Origin of the sequence: Roseomonas gilardii (genome assembly GCF_001941945.1) — a bacterium.
In the GTDB taxonomy this organism is placed as follows: domain Bacteria; phylum Pseudomonadota; class Alphaproteobacteria; order Acetobacterales; family Acetobacteraceae; genus Roseomonas.
The window spans coordinates 3078988-3093645 of sequence record NZ_CP015583.1 but is presented as its reverse complement, the minus strand read 5'-3'; the positions used below and the strand labels follow the sequence as shown (position 1 = coordinate 3093645).

At 71.0% G+C, this 14658-nt stretch carries 15 protein-coding genes; 2 read left to right on the top strand and 13 right to left on the bottom strand.

Going from position 1 to position 14658, the window contains the following annotated elements:
* Positions 1 to 34 precede the first annotated feature (34 nt).
* From RGI145_RS14245 to RGI145_RS14230, 4 genes are all read right to left on the bottom strand, one after another.
* A complete protein-coding gene (locus RGI145_RS14245) occupies positions 35 to 1357 on the bottom strand; it encodes an ATP-binding protein (protein ID WP_075800072.1) in 1323 nt (440 codons plus the stop codon).
* Between the two features lie 333 nt (positions 1358 to 1690).
* Positions 1691 to 2215, bottom strand: coding sequence for a DUF421 domain-containing protein (locus RGI145_RS14240; protein WP_075798859.1), 525 nt, complete (start codon positions 2213 to 2215; stop codon positions 1691 to 1693).
* A 40-nt stretch (positions 2216 to 2255) separates the two neighbouring features.
* Positions 2256 to 2675 carry a DUF2238 domain-containing protein gene (locus RGI145_RS14235; RefSeq protein ID WP_075798858.1) on the bottom strand — a complete coding sequence of 140 codons (420 nt, stop codon included), beginning with the start codon at positions 2673 to 2675 and terminating at the stop codon, positions 2256 to 2258.
* 101 nt (positions 2676 to 2776) lie between these two features.
* Entirely contained in the window at positions 2777 to 3676 is a 900-nt protein-coding gene (locus tag RGI145_RS14230; RefSeq protein WP_075798857.1) for a branched-chain amino acid aminotransferase, read from the bottom strand.
* A gap of 147 nt (positions 3677 to 3823) precedes the next feature.
* Here RGI145_RS14230 and RGI145_RS14225 point away from each other — a divergent pair, with 147 nt between their 5' ends.
* Entirely contained in the window at positions 3824 to 4507 is a 684-nt protein-coding gene (locus tag RGI145_RS14225; protein ID WP_418314481.1) for a MarR family winged helix-turn-helix transcriptional regulator, read from the top strand.
* A complete protein-coding gene (locus RGI145_RS14220) occupies positions 4504 to 5202 on the top strand; it encodes a response regulator (protein WP_075798856.1) in 699 nt (232 codons plus the stop codon). The genes RGI145_RS14225 and RGI145_RS14220 overlap by 4 nt, the downstream gene beginning before the upstream one ends.
* A 66-nt stretch (positions 5203 to 5268) precedes the next feature.
* Here the strand turns inward: RGI145_RS14220 and RGI145_RS14215 are convergent, their stop codons facing one another.
* The 9 genes from RGI145_RS14215 to uvrC form a co-directional block, all read right to left on the bottom strand.
* Positions 5269 to 6450, bottom strand: a complete 1182-nt coding sequence (locus RGI145_RS14215) for a M20 aminoacylase family protein (RefSeq protein WP_075798855.1) — start codon at positions 6448 to 6450, stop codon at positions 5269 to 5271.
* A 205-nt stretch (positions 6451 to 6655) separates the two neighbouring features.
* Complete coding sequence (locus tag RGI145_RS14210) at positions 6656 to 8038, bottom strand: MFS transporter (protein WP_075798854.1); 1383 nt, start codon at positions 8036 to 8038, stop codon at positions 6656 to 6658.
* 177 nt (positions 8039 to 8215) lie between these two features.
* The gene (locus tag RGI145_RS14205) at positions 8216 to 8890 is read right to left on the bottom strand and encodes a GntR family transcriptional regulator (RefSeq protein ID WP_075798853.1); all 675 of its coding nucleotides are present in this window, start codon (positions 8888 to 8890) and stop codon (positions 8216 to 8218) included.
* A 61-nt stretch (positions 8891 to 8951) separates the two neighbouring features.
* Positions 8952 to 10154 carry a hypothetical protein gene (locus tag RGI145_RS14200; RefSeq protein WP_075798852.1) on the bottom strand — a complete coding sequence of 401 codons (1203 nt, stop codon included), beginning with the start codon at positions 10152 to 10154 and terminating at the stop codon, positions 8952 to 8954.
* Between the two features lie 179 nt (positions 10155 to 10333).
* Entirely contained in the window at positions 10334 to 10819 is a 486-nt protein-coding gene (locus tag RGI145_RS14195) for a molybdenum cofactor biosynthesis protein MoaE (RefSeq protein WP_075798851.1), read from the bottom strand.
* A gap of 7 nt (positions 10820 to 10826) precedes the next feature.
* Positions 10827 to 11081, bottom strand: a complete 255-nt coding sequence (moaD, locus tag RGI145_RS14190) for a molybdopterin converting factor subunit 1 (RefSeq protein WP_083670726.1) — start codon at positions 11079 to 11081, stop codon at positions 10827 to 10829.
* Positions 11082 to 11103: 22 nt separating this feature from the next.
* Complete coding sequence (locus tag RGI145_RS14185; protein ID WP_156878545.1) at positions 11104 to 11802, bottom strand: hypothetical protein; 699 nt, start codon at positions 11800 to 11802, stop codon at positions 11104 to 11106.
* 78 nt (positions 11803 to 11880) lie between these two features.
* Entirely contained in the window at positions 11881 to 12489 is a 609-nt protein-coding gene (pgsA, locus tag RGI145_RS14180) for a CDP-diacylglycerol--glycerol-3-phosphate 3-phosphatidyltransferase (protein WP_027281627.1), read from the bottom strand.
* Positions 12490 to 12504: 15 nt separating this feature from the next.
* Entirely contained in the window at positions 12505 to 14409 is a 1905-nt protein-coding gene (uvrC, locus tag RGI145_RS14175) for an excinuclease ABC subunit UvrC (RefSeq protein WP_075798849.1), read from the bottom strand.
* Between the last annotated feature and the right edge of the window lie 249 nt (positions 14410 to 14658).

Sequence of the window (14658 nt, the reverse complement as noted above, 5' to 3'; positions counted from 1 at the left end):
GGTGGAATCCTCTCGGCTCAGCAGTCCTGTCTTGTCAGGCCGGCAGGCGGATGCGGGCGCGGAGGCCGCCCAGGGGGCTGTCCTCCAGGATCACGTCGCCGCCATGGGCGCGGGCGATGTCGCGGGCGATGGCGAGGCCCAGGCCGGTGCTGTTGCCGGAGAGCGTGGCGAAGGGCTTGAAGGCTTCCTCGCGCTGTTCGGGGGGGATGCCGGGGCCATCGTCGTCCACGATCACCTGCGCCCAGTGCTCGTCCACCCGTTCCACCGTCAGCGTGATGCGGCCGGCATGCTTGCGGGCATTGTCGGTGAGGTTGGCGAGGCAGCGGCGCAGCGCGTCGCCACGCGCCGGCAGGACCAGGGTTTCCGGGGCGTGCAGGGCAACGGCGGCGCCGTCGCGGCGGGCCCGGGCGGCGACGTGCTGCGCCAGATCAACAAGGTCCACCGGGCCAGGCTTGCCCTCCACCTCGCCGCGCGCGAAGGCGAGGTAGCCGGCGACCATGCGCTCCATCTCCTCCACGTCATGGGTGAGGTCGGCGATGTCCTGCTCGAAGCCCGGATCGTCCGGCGGAACGGGCAGCATGGCGAGCGCGAGGCGCATGCGGGTGAGGGGGGTGCGCAGGTCGTGGCTGATGCCGGCCAGCATGTCGGTGCGCTGGGCGACGAAGCGTCGGATTCGGGCATGCATGCGGTTGAAGGCGGTGGCGGCCTGACGGACCTCGGTGGCGCCCTCGGGCTTCACCGGACCCTGGTCGCGGCCCATGCCGAAGGCCTCCGCCGCCGCGGCGAGGCGGCGCAGGGCGCGGACCTGGTTCTTCATGAACAGGGCGGCGATCAGGAAGAGCAGGGCGGAGGCGCCGACCAGCCAGATGACGAAGAGGTAGAGCGTGCCGGTGAAGAGGCGCTTGCGGGGCGCTTCCACGTGAAGCACGCCGTCGGGGAGTTGGACGCGCACGATGACGCTGCGCGGGTCGCTCTGCCAGTCGGCGTCGAAGCGGAGCAGCAGGCGCTCGCGCAGGGCGTTCTGCAGATCCTCCTCCAGCGGCAGCAGGGGCAGGGAGGCGGAGCGCGGCTGGTCGCGGCTGGACAGGATGGCGCCGGGCTCGAAGGCCATGGAGAGGTCGAGGCGCCAGGCGGCCTCGCGGAAGATCCAGCTCGTGTCCGAGCCGGACGGGGCGTGCTGGATCATCTCGACCACCATGCCGATCTCGCCCGCCATGCCGGCGGCGAGGCGGCGGGAGATGACGTCGAGGTGGTTGCCGTAGAAGAGTTGCAGGGCGATTCCCTGGAGCACCAGCATCGGCACCAGCACGATCAGCAGGGCGCGGCCGAGCAGGCCACGCGGGACCAGGACGTTCATCCAGCGGCGGAACCTCCCGGCAGCGGTGGCGCGGCCGCGGCGAGGGGCAGGCGGCGCGGCTGGGAGGCTGGCGGGGTCGGGCTCCCCACGGCGGAGCTCGGCCAGGCCGACGCTGTGGGCGGGAAGGGCGGAGCCTGGCTTGGAGGCCTCGGCCATGTCTGCTGTCCCTCCGCGAAGCGGGTCGGTGGCGCTGCTCAGGGGCAGGCGGTGCCCATGGGTCGAGGCGGGGAGGATAGCACGGGCGAGGGGCGCGCGCGCGGGGCGGTGCGCATCCTGGGGCCGCGTCCGCGCCGGCCCGGAGCGGTGTCGCGGACCGGTGTCACGGCCAGGGGGTCAGCCTGTCTCCTGCCCGCTGCCGCGGAGGTTCGCCAGGCTGCCGCCGCCGTCCGGAGCGGCGTCCTGGATGACACTGAGGCTGCCGTCGCTTTCCAGCACCACGGCGGCGACCTGCCGGGGATCGGCGGCACCGGCATTGCGCAGGGCGGCCAGGATCTCCGGCTCCGTGATGCGTTGCTCGCGCATCGCGCCGTGAAGGTAACGCCCCTGGTGCAGCAGCAGGGTCGGCTCGGACTTCACCAGGTCACGGAACCATTCGGACCTGAGCGACAGCCAGGCGATGGCGTATTGCAGCGTCGCCAGAAGAACGAAGGCGGTCAGGCCTTCCAGCAGGGCGACCGACTTGCTCAGCAGGACGGTGGCCAGGATGGAGCCCAGCGCCACGGTGACGACCAGGTCGAAGGCGTTGAGCTTGGCCAGGGTGCGCTTGCCGAAGCTGCGCAGCAGGATCACCAAGGAAAGATAGGCGATGGTCCCGACCACCACGACCCGGAGCAGGCCGAACCAATTGTCGAAGAACATCAGGGGTTTTCCTGCTGGGCTAGTGGCGGGTGCATGGTGATCAGCTTTCCGGTGCCTGGCGTGCCAGCCTCGTGCCGCGCGCCGGGTCGGCGGGGGCGGGGGACCGCAGGCACCGCATGGCCGCGAGGCCCGCGACCATGGCGCCGAGAGTGTCCATGACGATGTCCAGGATCGTGTCGTGCTTGCCCTTGATGACATTGCCGGGGGCGATCTGGTCGAAGCTCCATTCCGCGACTTCCCAAAGCGCGCCGACCGCGACCCCGATGCCGACGATCAGGAGGAAGGCCAGGAGCGGATGCGGCGGCCCTGCCCTGAGAGCCGGGGCGAAGACGATGACGGCGAGCCAGAAGGTGATGGCGAGGATGGTGCAGGCATGCAGGACGCGGTCGAACCACCAGAACGCCTGGTACAGATCGAAGGCATAGCCCGCGATGTTCGCGACCGCGAGCAGGAGGAGCAACGCCCATGCAATCCTGTATCCGTTCGTCGTGGCCTGCATCATCGTGCTCCTGGGGGGGCGAAGTGTCGTTGGGGCGGATGGCCCGCCCCGCCGTGGGCACGTCAGGCCGCGACGCGGTGCACTTCCTCGGGCGACATCCGCACCAGCTTCTCGTAGTCGGCGAGCAGGGTCTCGGTGATCCGGCCCGGGGTATAGGCGTGTTCGCCGATGGCGCGGACCGGTGTCACCTCGGCGGCGGTGCCGGCCAGGAAGACCTCGGTGGCCCTGGGCAGTTCCTCGGCCCGGATGGTGCGCTCCACCACCTTGATCTGGCGGTTCCGGGCGAGGCGCATCACCGTGCGGCGGGTGATGCCATCCAGGAAGCAGACAGGGGTCGGGGTGTGCAGCTCTCCGTCGAAGACGAAGAAGGCGTTGGCGCCGGTCGCCTCGGCCACGTCGCCCTTGAAGTCGAGCATCATGGCGTCGTCGAAGCCCTCGGCCTCCGCCGCATGCTTGGACAGGGTGCCGATCATGTAGAGGCCGGACGCCTTGGAGGCGGTGGGGGCCGTGTCGGGGGCCGGGCGGCGCCATTTGGCCATGCCGAGTCGGACGCCTTTCATGCGGTTCTCGCCGAACAGGTTCGGCCAGCCCCAGCAGGCGATGGCGAGATGGATCTTCGTCTTCTGGGCGGAGACGGCCAGCATCTCCGAACCGCGCCAGGCGACCGGGCGGACATAGGCCTCGGTATGTCCGTTGCGGCGCACGGTCTCGATCGAGGCGGCGTCGATCTCGTCGGCGGTGAAGGGGATCTCGAAGCCGAGGAGGCGTCCGGACCGGATCAGGCGTTCGGTATGCTCGCGCAGCTTGAAGATGTTTCCGGCATAGCAGCGTTCGCCCTCGAAGATGCCGGAGGCATAATGCAGGCCGTGGGTCAGGACATGCAGCTTCGCCTCGCGCCAGGGGAGGAACTCACCATCCATCCAGATCCAGCCGTCGCGGTCGTCGAAAGGCAGAAGAGACATGTTTGGAACCTCTTAGACGTGTTTTAAGAAATAAAATTGCTTCACAGGGCGAAAACTAGACCTTTGCTTCGTTTTGTGTCAACAAACCTGACCCAACAGGGAGTCATGCCCGCCATGCCTGACGGGCTTCCGGGAGGACATTCCGCCGTGAAGGAGAAAACACCCGTCTCCGCCGGCCGTGAGCATCTCTTCCTGCGCGAGGAGGAGCTTCGCGCGGCGCAGGACCTGCTGTTCTTCGGCTACCGCGACTTCACCGCGGGGGCCGATGCCATGCTGGCCGAGATCGGGCTGGGCCGCGCGCATCACCGCGTGCTGCACTTCGTCGGCCGACGACCCGGGCTGACGGTGGGCGAGCTGCTCACCATCCTGGACATCACCAAGCAGTCGCTGGGCCGCGTCCTCACCCCGCTGGTAGAGGGCGGCTATGTCGAGCAGGCGATGGGCCGGGCCGACCGGCGGCAGCGGCTGCTGAGCCTGACGGAAGCGGGACGGGCACTGGAACGGCGACTCTTCGAGCGGCAGCGGGAGACGGTGATCCGGGCCTATCGCGAGGCCGGGCCCGCCGCGGTGGACGGGTTTCGCCGTGTCATGCAGGGGCTGATGGCTCCGGCCACGCGCAGTCTGGTCGAGCGGGTCGCCACGGGCTCGGCCGAGGCATCGGGGCAGGCCGGGCCACGTGGGGGGAGCCCGGGGCGGCCTGCAGGCGATGGCGGGGCGCTGCCCGGTGGCCCGGCCCGGCCGTCCGGAGCTCTGCACGGCGGGGCAGGCGGGGGGCTGTCCGGTGCGCCGCCTGGCATAGCGCCCGGGGAGCATCCGGGGACGCGGCGATGAGCGAGCAGCCGCACCTGCTGGTGGTGGACGACGATCCGCGCCTGCGTTCCCTGTTGCAGCGCTTCCTGGCCGAGCAGGGCTTCCGCGTCTCGGTGGCGGGGGATGCGGCGGCGGCGCGGCAGGCGCTGGGCGCCATGGCCTTCGATATGCTGGTGCTGGACGTGATGATGCCGGGCGAGACCGGGCTGGAACTGGTGGAATCGCTGCGCCGTGAGGGCCAGGAGGTGCCAGTGCTGATGCTCACCGCCGCCGGGTCACCGGATGACCGCGTGGCGGGGTTTGAGCACGGGGCGGACGACTACCTCGCCAAGCCCTTCGACCCGCGCGAACTGGTGCAGCGGGCGAAGGCCATCCTGCGGCGCGTCGCCGTCCCGGCGCCGGTGGCGCATTCGCTGACGCCGGTGCAGCTCGGGTCGCGCTGGTTCGATCCGGAGCGGGGCGAGTTGCGCGGGGCCGACGGCGTGATGCGGCTGACCGGCGGGGAGGCGGCGCTGCTGACCGCGCTGGCGGGGCGGGCCGGAGAGGTGCTGTCGCGCGAGGAGATCGCCGAGGCACTGGGCACGCCGGATGCCGGGGAGCGGGCGGTGGACGTGCAGGTGACGCGGCTGCGGCGGAAGATCGAGCCGGACCCGCGCGAGCCGCGCTTCCTGCAGACGGTGCGGCACCGGGGCTATGTGCTGCGGCCGGGGAGCTGAACCGGTGGCCAGGAGATCGAGAGGACGGGGCGCCGCGAGGGATGGCGCCGCCCCGCCCCGCCGGGTTCAGCCGAGTTCCTGTTCCACCAGTGCGGCGAGGTAGCCGGCGCCGATGGGCAGCAGGTCGTCGTTGAAGTCGTAGAGCGGGTTGTGGACGGGCGTGCCGCCGCGCTCGCCGTCCCGCTGGCCGAACATCAGGTAGGCGCCGGGGACGCGTTCCAGCAGGAAGGCGAAATCCTCCCCGGCCAGGAGCGGATGGCCGTCGCGATGGACCTTGCCCTCGCCGAGGATGGCGGCAGCGGCCAGGGCGGCGCGGTCGGTCTCGCCGGGCGTGTTGATGGTGGGCGGATAGGCGCGGCGGTAGCTGATCTCCGCCTTGCCGCCTTGTGCCTCGGCGGTAAGGCTGACGGCGCGGCGGAAGAGGGCCTCGACGCGGTCGCGGATCTCCGGCTTCAGCGTGCGGACGGAGCCGCGCAGCTCGATGCTTTCCGGCAGCACGATATCGGAGGTGCCGCCATGGATCTGGCCGATGCTGATGATGGCGGATTCCAGCGCGTCCACCTGCCGTGAGGGGATGGCGTTGAGCGCGTTGATCACCTGTGCCGCCATAGCGACGGTGTCGATGCCCTGCTGCGGGTGCCCGCCATGGGCGGAGCGGCCACGCAGCATGACGCTGAAATAGTCGATGGCGGCGAGTGCCGTGCCGGTGAGGGCCTGGGCGGTGCCGAGCGGCCGATCGGGGCTGTTATGGATTCCGTAGACGGCGTCGCAGGGGAAGCGTTCCAGCAAGCCGTCGTCGAGCATGGCCTTGGCACCGGCCAGCCCTTCCTCCGCGGGCTGGAAGATCAGGTGGACGGTGCCGGAGAAGTTGCCCGTCTCGGCCAGGTATTTCGCGGCGCCGAGCAGCATGGTGGTGTGGCCGTCATGGCCGCAGGCATGCATGCGGCCAGGATTCCGCGAGCGGTGGTCGAAGCCGTTGGCTTCCTCCATCGGCAGGGCATCCATGTCGGCGCGCAGGCCAATGGCGCGGTTGCCGCCCGCGCCGGCATTGCGGCCGCGCAGCACGCCGACGACGCCGGTCTTGCCGATGCCGCGATGCACCTCGATGCCCCATTCCTCCAGCTTCCGCGCCACGATCTCGCTGGTGCGGTGCTCCTCGAAGCCGATTTCCGGGTGCGCGTGGAAGTCCCGGCGCCATTCGGTCATCTCGGGCTGCAGCGCGGCCAGGGCTTCGCGGGGGGAGGTCATGCGGCGGGACTCCTTCGGTCTGGGTCCGAAGGGGACGGGTTTCGTGGCGGGGCGTCAATCCGGTGGCGTGGCGCCCTGGGGGCAAGGCGTCGCCTCGCCCCCAAACCCCCACTCCACCAGGACCCTGCGACCGGCTTCGGTCCCCCATCATGGTCCCCGGCGGGGAGGGTCCGGGAGAGGCGGCGCCTTTCCCGGGGACGGAGCATCAGGCGGTGGCCTTGCCTTCGCCGCCGACGCGCTCGATGCGGCCCATGAGCAGCAGGAAGACGAGGGCGGCGACGATGCAGTGGGCGGCGACGAAGTAGAGGCCGATGCCGTAGCTGCCGGTGGTGGCGACGATGTAGCCGAAGACGATCGGCGTCACGATGCCGGCGATGTTGCCGACGCAGTTGAAGACGGCGCCGGCGAGGCCGACGGCCTCCTTCGGCGCGGTGTCGCTGACCACGGCCCAGGTGCCGGCGCCGGCGGCCACGCCCTTGCCGAAGAAGGCGAAGGACATCAGGGCGATGACCATGGCGTTGCTGTCGGAGGTGGCGGCCAGCGCCAGGGTGGCGGCGGCGAGCATGCCGAGGATGTAGGGTGTCTTGCGGGCCCAGGTGACGGACCAGCCGGCGCGGATCAGCGCGTCGGAGATGAGGCCGCCGCAGACGCCGCCGAGGAAGCCGAAGATGGAGGGCGCGACGGTGGCGAAGCCGGCGTTCAGGATGTCCATGCCACGCGCCTGGACCAGGTAGATCGGGAACCAGGTGATGAAGAAGTAGCTGAGCGCGATGGTGCAGTACTGGCCGATATAGGCGCACCAGAGCATGCGGTTGGTCAGCAGGGCGCGGAAGGTGCCGCTGGGGCGGGCCGCGACGGGCTTGCCGGCGGCGGTCTGGCGCTGCTGCGGGCTGTCGATATCGACCAGGGCGCCGCCCGCGATGATGTGGTCGAGCTCGGCCTGCGTCACCTTCGGGTGCTTGCGCGGCTCGTGCATGAAGTGCTGCCACACGAAGAAGGCGAGGAAGCCGATGGCGCCCAGCACGAAGAAGGGCCAGGGCCAGCCGTAGCGCGAGACCAGCCAGCCGGCGAGGGGCGAGAAGATGGCGACGGCGAAGTAGGAGGCGGAGGCGAAGATCGAGGTGGCAAGGCCGCGCTCGTCCTTGGGGAACCACATCACCGCGATGCGGCCATTGGCCGGGAAGGCGGGGGATTCGATGAAGCCCAGGGCGAAGCGCAGGGTGAAGAAGAGCACGACGGCGGTGGCGGTGCTGACGCCGAGCTCGCCGATGAAGCCGATCACGAAGGTGGCCGCCGACCAGAGCAGCAGGGCGACGCCGTAGACGGTCTTGGTACCGAAGCGGTCGAGCAGCAGCCCGCCGGGGATCTGGCCGACCACATAGGCCCAGCTGAAGGCGGAAAGGATGAAGCCGAGCTGGACGGCGGACAGGCCGAATTCCTGCCGGATGCCGGAGCCCGCCATCGAGAGGATGGAGCGGTCGGCATAGGCGACGGTGGACAGGAAAAGGATCAGGGCAAGCAGCCAGTGGCGGACGCGGCTCTTGCGCGCGGCCATCACGGCGGGGGCTGTTGCGATCGTCTCGGACATGCGGATCGACCTCCCAGGGTCATGGGCCGGTGGTGGTCCGGCTTGTTGGATGAATGCCCGCTGGATCGCGGATCTGGTGGATGGGCGGTGGAACCGCGATGTAGACGCCGGCCTGGCCACGAAGAGGCCATCCCTGCGGCGCCACGAGACGCCTGGTAGGCGTTCAGGAAGAAGGGGTCAGGCCGCTTCCTCCGGGAAGGCGACGCGGAGCGAGCGCATGGCATGGGCCTGCATGAGGGCCTCGGCGTGCTCGGCCTCGCCGGCGGCGATGGCCTCGACGATGGCGGCATGCTCGGCTTCCGCCTGCCGGAACTGCTCCTCGCCGCCCAGGACGCGGCGGCTGCCGACATGGAAATAGGCGCGCAGGGCCTGCAGGCTGCGGATCAGGAAGGCGTTGCCGGTGATGGCGTGCAGGGTGCGGTGGAAGCTGTCATTGGCCTCCGCCAGGGCGGCGGCGTCGCCCAGTGCCGTGGCGCCGCGGATGGCGGCGAGCCGGGTGCGAAGCGCCGCGATGTCGGCCGGGGTGGCGCGGCGCGCGGCGATGCCGGTGGCGGCGCCTTCCAGCGCAGCGCGGATATGGCCGATCTCGGCGAGGCGGGCGGGGGTGAGCTCCGCGACGAAGGTGCCGCTGCGCGGGCGGCTTTCCACCATGCCCTCGCCTTCCAGGCGGCGCAGGGCCTCGCGCACCGGCTGCGGCGAGATGCCGAGCGCGGCGGCCAGGCCGCGCTCCGAGATCTTGCTGCCGGCGGCCAGTGTGCCGTCGGCGATCGCTTCCCGCAGCCGCAGATAGGCGCGTTCCGCCAAAGGCGGGTCGTTGCTGGAGGCAATGGCGGTGAGCGGCGTGTCCGTCATGCTTAACTGCGTATAGCAGTTTAGCAGGAACGGCAATCGGATTCCACAACGGAACGGACTGTTAGGGGCGCGGTGCCGTCTCCCGCCGGGGCTGTGCCAGGATCAGTGCGGCGGCAGGAAGAAGCCAGGCAATGCGGGCGCCGTAACGCTGGTGCGGCTTGCTGAGGGCGCCGGTGGCAAAGGCATTGGCGGCGAGGCCCAGGAGCACACAAAGGGCCAGGGCGCGGCGCCGGGGATCATGGCGCTGGCGCCAAAGCAGGATGGGCAGTGCCAGGGCGGCGAGGATGAGCGCGGGGGCCTGGAGGATGAGGAAGGGAGCGGCGCGCTCCGGCAGGAGGCCGCGCATCTGGGCGGAATCCTCGAAGCGGCGCAATTCGGCGGGGGGGAAGCCGCTGGCGATGCGCAGGGCGAGGCCATCCCCCACGGTGCCGCGCGGCAGGGTATCGCCGATGCCCTCGGTGACGAGCTGCCGGGCCGTGTCACGGAGGGCGTCGCGCAGGACGGCCAGGGGCTCCCGGCGCAGGGTCTCGGCGATGATCTCCCGAGCCTCCGGGGCCAGCAGGACGCCGCCCAGGAAGCGCGGATGGCCCTCCGCGTCGCGGTTCACCGGGCTGTCGGGTTCCCAGAGGAAGACGTCGCTGTCGGTGGGGAGGCGGCCGGCCCAGGCGCAGAGATACCAGCCACGTGCCGGGCATTCCGCCGCGATGGTGCGGGCGGCGGGGCCGTTGGCCACGAGGCGGGCGAGCAGGAAGGTGCTGCCATAGGGGGAAAGCGACCACCGTCCATGGCCAATGGCGTTGGTGAGCAGCAACAGGCCGCAGGCGGCGAGCAGGGGCGCGGCAACGCGGAGGGCGGGGCGGAAGCGGCGCCGCAGGAGGAGGGTGAGGACGGCCAGGGCCGCGGCGAGGGGCAGGTTCGACAGGTGCGCGGCGATGGCCAGGGTGGCGAGGAGCAGGAGGTAGAGGGCTTCTCCCCGGGACAAGGCGGGGCGGGCGAAGCCTAGCAGGAAGAGGGCGAGCAGGGCGGCCGGGGTGAGGATGTCCGGCATCAGCAGGGCGGCGGCCCAGGGGGCACTGGTGAGCAGCGCCAGGGCGGCGGCGAGGAAGAGGTGCCGGGCGGGGGTGGCAGCGCCGAGGACTCGGGCGGCGAGCCAGAGGAGGTGGGACAGCATCAGCCCCTGGGCAAGCAGGGGAAGCCAGAGGGTCTGGCGCTGGTGGAAGAGATGGAGGAGGGGGCCGTAGATCCAGGGCTTGTCCCAGATCATCAGCGGGCCGAGCGTCTGGTGGAGAAAGGCGCCGGTATCGCTGAAGAGGATCGGGTAGCCGTTGAGGAAGGCGGGCCAGACCAGAAGCAGGGCACCGGCCAGGATGGCGGCGAGGGCCGGAAGCCAGCCACTGGGCCGGCCACCGGACCGGGATGCGGCGGGCGGGGCCGGGGATGGGCTCAGGGGCGGGGGTCCGGCCGGCTCCAGCGTTCGGCCATGGCGTCGTCCTCGGCCTTGGCCTCGACCCAGCGGGTGCGGCCGTCGGGGAATTCCTCGCTCTTCCAGAAGGGCGCGCGGGTCTTCAGCCAGTCGATCAGGAAGGCGCAGGATTCCAGCGCGGCCAGGCGATGGGCGCTGGCGGTGAGGACCAGGACGATGGGCTCGCCGGGCAGGAGGCGGCCCACGCGGTGGATCACCGTGGCGCCGAGCAGGGGCCAGCGCCGGGCGGCTTCCTCGCGGATCGCGGCGATCGCGGCCTCGGTCATGCCCGGATAATGCTCCAGCGTCATGGCGGCGAGGCCGGAATCGGCGCGGCAGAGGCCGGCGAAGGAGGCGAGGCCGCCGATATCGGCGCGGCCTTCCGTCAGCAGGGCAGTCTCGGCGGCGATGTCGAAGGAGGCCTCGCCGACCACGACGCGGCCCGGGAGCGGGGAAGGGCTGGCCATGGCGCGGTCAGCCGCCGGTCACGGGCGGGAAGAAGGCGACCTCGTCCCCGGGGGCGACGGGGTCCTCCGGGCCGCGGAATTCCTGGTTCACCGCGGCGCGGACCTGCTTCGGCTGGGCAAAGGCGGCGGCATGGCCGGGCGAGCGGGCGGCAAGCCAGCGCATCAGGGCGCCGATGGTGGCGACCTCCGGCGGCGGTTCGACCTCCTCGGTGGCCAGGCCGGTGCGCTGGCGCACCCAGGCGAAGTAGAGGACCCGGATCACGGGCGGGAGGCCATGGCTTGCGTCATTGCCGGTCGGGGACGATCTGCGGGCTCTGCCCCGGCACGGTGATCACGGTGGAATTGCCCAGCGGCGTGGCGGTGCCGCTGGCGCCGCCGGGGCGCGTGATGCCCTGCACGGCGCTGGTGCCGCCGGTGGTGGTGTTGGGCACGCCGTCCGGGGTGAAGATGGTGCGCCCGTCCTGGCGCGGCGCCGGCGGGGTGGCGGGGTCGCCGGGTTGGGCGGGAACGCTGAGCCGGCCGGGCTGATAGGGCAGCGGCGGGGTGCTCAGATTGTCGGGCGGGGTGGTGCTCGGGCGGCGCGAGGGCAGGGTGGTGCCCGGCGGCGGGTTGCGCGGATTCGGCGCGGCGGAGGGCGGCAGGCCCGGGCCGGGCTCGCTCAGGTCCGGCAGGCGGGGCTGCGGGGCGCGGCCGCGCTCGCGGGCGGCGCGTTCCAGGGCCGGGGAGGTGACGTCCTCGCGGAAGGTGTCGCGGTCCGGGTTCATCAGCGTGGCGCGCTCGGGCTCGGCATCCGGCCAGACATTGCCGGCCTCCGGCGTCAGGGGCGCAAGCGTGGGGTCCTGCCCCCGGATACGCTCGGCGGTGGCGCTTTCCGGGGCCACCAGGGCCGGGCGGCGGCCGAAGGGCGCGACGAGGCCATCCGAGCAGCCGGCCAGCGCCAGCGCCAGCGCCAGCAGGAGGCACGAACCCGGCCGCGCGATCATGGAATGCCGCATAAGACTCCCCCAGGACGAAGCGGGCGCAACATGCACCGGTGTCGGTAAGCGCTCAAGGGCAGGTGATCAGGAGCGGCCCCGCAGGGTGGCGGCGGCCTGGGCGTCCTGTGCCCCGGCATGGCGGAGGCCGGAGATCATGTAGTCCCAGCCGGTGATCATGGTCAGGACGGCGGCCGCCCAGAGGCCGAGCTCCCCCAGCAGGGACAGCGGGAGGAAGCCGAGGCCGAGGGCGCGGGCGCCGGTGTCGCCGGCCAGGAGGACGCCGAGGGCGCCCATCTGGAAGCCGGTCTTCCACTTGGCGAGTCGGGTGACGGGCATGCCGACACGCAGGCTGGCCAGGTATTCGCGCAGGCCGGAGACCAGGATCTCCCGCAGCAGGATGACGATGGCGGGCAGCAGGCCGAGGAGGCTGAGGCGCCCGAGTCCGGCCAGCAGCATCAGGGCGGCGCCGACCAGCAGCTTGTCGGCGATCGGGTCCAGCATCCGGCCGAAGGCGGAGGTCATCTGCCGGTCGCGGGCGATCTTGCCGTCGAAATAGTCGGTGATGGCAGCGATGGAGAAGACCGCGCAGGCGGCCACGTCGCCCCAGCCGCCGCCGCCATAGGCGAGCAGGACGAGCAGGGGCACCGCCGCGATCCGCGACAGCGTCAGGAGGTTGGGCAGGTCCGTCGGCATGGCGTCGGGGATCTTCTACCCGGCTGCCTCGCGGGACGCCACTGCGCCGGGATGGAAGTGCTCGTAGATGCGGCGCGCCATGGAGGGGCCGATGCCGGGGGCGTTCTCCAGATCCTCGAGTCCCGCGTTGCGGACGCCGCGGACGGAGCCGAAATGGTTGAGCAGGCGGCGCTTCAGCGCGGTGCCGACGCCGGGCACCTCGTCCAGCTCCGATTTCACCAGGGCCTTGGAGCGGCCGGCGCGGTGGGTGGTGATGGCGAAGCGGTGCGCTTCGTCGCGCAGGCGCTGGAGATAGTAGAGCACCGGGTCACGGGGCGGGAGCTGGAAGGGGGCATGCCCGGTGCGGTGGAACCATTCGCGGCCGGCGTCACGGTCGGGCCCCTTGGCCACGGCGACCAGGGGGACGTCGTCCACGCCCATCTCTGCCAGGATGTCGCGGGCGGCATTGAGCTGGCCGAGTCCGCCATCGATGAGCACGAGGTCGGGCCAGGAGCCCTGCTCGCGCTCCGGGTCCTCCTTCAGGGCGCGGGCGAAACGGCGCTCGAAGACCTCCCGCATCATGGCGAAGTCGTCGCCCGGGGTGACGGGGCCCTTGATGGAGAACTTGCGGTAGGCGGGCTTGATGAAGCCGCCGGGGCCGGCGACCACCATCACGCCATAGGCGTTGGCGCCCTGGATATGGCTGTTGTCGTAGATCTCGATGCGCTCCGGGATGGAAGACAGGTCGAAGATCTTCGCCACGCCTTCCAGCAGGGCGGTCTGGGCGGTGCCCTCGGCCAGCTTGCGCTCCAGCGCCTCCCGCGCGTTGGTGGCGGCGTGTTCCACGGCGGCACGCTTGTCGCCGCGCTGGGGGCGGTGGATCTCGACCTTGCGGCCGGCCTTGAGGGTGAGGGCCTCGGCCAGCAGGGCGGGCTCGGGGATGTCGTGGCTCAGCAGCACCAGCGGCGGGGGCGGCAGGTCGTCGTAGAGCTGGGCCAGGAAGGCCTCCAGCACCTCGCCGGGCGGGATGTCCTGCCGGGCATGGGAGGGGAAGAAAGCTCGGTTGCCGTTGTTGCGCCCGCCGCGGAAGAAGAAGACCTGCACGCAGCACTGGCCGGCGGCCTGGTGGACGGCGACGATGTCGGCGTCGCCCACGCCCTCCATGTTGATGCGGTCGCGGCCCTGGACATGCGTCAGGCCGCGGATGCGGTCGCGGATGGCGGCGGCGCGCTCGAATTCCAGGGCCTCGGCGGCCTCCTCCATCTCGTGCGCCAGCTTCTTCTGGATAGAGGGGGTTTCGCCAGAAAGGAACTGCTTCGCCTGGCGGGTGAGGTCGGCGTAGTCGGCCTCGCTGATCCGCCCGACGCAGGGGGCGGAGCAGCGGCGGATCTGGTAGAGCAGGCAGGGGCGGTCGCGGTTCTCGAAGACGCTGTCGCGGCAGGAGCGGAGCAGGAAGACGCGCTGCAGCGCGGTCAGTGTCTGGTTCACCGCCCAGGCGGAGGCGAAGGGTCCCCAGTAGGAGGCGCCCTTGCGCCGCTCCCCCCGGTGCTTGCCGATCTGCGGGTAGGCGTGATCCTCGGTGATGACGAGCCAGGGATAGGACTTGTCGTCGCGCAGGACGATATTGAAGCGCGGGCGGAGCCTCTTGATCAGGTTGGCTTCGAGCAGCAGCGCCTCGGCCTCGGAGGCGGTGGTGATCACCTCCAGGGAACGGGTCTCGAAGACCATGCGCTTCAGCCGGTCCGGGAGGCGGGCGACCTGGGTGTAGTTGTACACGCGCTTGCGGAGCTGGCGGGCCTTGCCGACATAGAGGGCATCGCCCTTGGCATCGAGCATGCGGTACACGCCCGGCGAGAGCGGCAGGGTAGCCAGGGCCTTCTCGATGACCTCGCGGCCTTCCATGGGGGCGAGGGGGGCGGATTCTTCGTGGGCAAAGGCCATGGCGCGCGACTGGTCCGGTGGTTTCGGGTTATCCCCGGAAGCTGTGGATAACCCCGTGGATGAAATGGTGGCTATGGCCCGAAAAGCCACGTCATTCCTGGGTTGCAGCCCTTTGCCTCATCTCTGGGCATGAATCCAGGTCTTTGTTTTTGCACGTTAAATAGGAAAACGGTCGGGTTGCGGCGCACAAAAGCACGAAAGAGGCAGTTGACGGCGGGCGTGGTTTGCAGGTTGGGGAAAATCCCACCC

Bases quoted from the DNA above. Each gene is read 5' to 3' on its own strand.
- RGI145_RS14215 (WP_075798855.1), bottom strand. From the start codon at position 6,450: ATGACCTCCCCCCGCGAAGCCCTGGCCGCGCTGCAGCCCGAGATGACC.
- uvrC (WP_075798849.1), bottom strand. From the start codon at position 14,409: ATGGCCTTTGCCCACGAAGAATCCGCCCCCCTCGCCCCCATGGAAGGC.
- RGI145_RS14200 (WP_075798852.1), bottom strand. From the start codon at position 10,154: ATGATCTGGGACAAGCCCTGGATCTACGGCCCCCTCCTCCATCTCTTC.
- RGI145_RS14210 (WP_075798854.1), bottom strand. From the start codon at position 8,038: ATGTCCGAGACGATCGCAACAGCCCCCGCCGTGATGGCCGCGCGCAAG.
- pgsA (WP_027281627.1), bottom strand. From the start codon at position 12,489: ATGCCGACGGACCTGCCCAACCTCCTGACGCTGTCGCGGATCGCGGCG.
- RGI145_RS14220 (WP_075798856.1), top strand. From the start codon at position 4,504: ATGAGCGAGCAGCCGCACCTGCTGGTGGTGGACGACGATCCGCGCCTG.
- RGI145_RS14240 (WP_075798859.1), bottom strand. From the start codon at position 2,215: ATGTTCTTCGACAATTGGTTCGGCCTGCTCCGGGTCGTGGTGGTCGGG.
- RGI145_RS14230 (WP_075798857.1), bottom strand. From the start codon at position 3,676: ATGTCTCTTCTGCCTTTCGACGACCGCGACGGCTGGATCTGGATGGAT.
- RGI145_RS14195 (WP_075798851.1), bottom strand. From the start codon at position 10,819: ATGGCCAGCCCTTCCCCGCTCCCGGGCCGCGTCGTGGTCGGCGAGGCC.
- RGI145_RS14185 (WP_156878545.1), bottom strand. From the start codon at position 11,802: ATGATCGCGCGGCCGGGTTCGTGCCTCCTGCTGGCGCTGGCGCTGGCG.
- RGI145_RS14245 (WP_075800072.1), bottom strand. From the start codon at position 1,357: ATGAACGTCCTGGTCCCGCGTGGCCTGCTCGGCCGCGCCCTGCTGATC.
- RGI145_RS14205 (WP_075798853.1), bottom strand. From the start codon at position 8,890: ATGACGGACACGCCGCTCACCGCCATTGCCTCCAGCAACGACCCGCCT.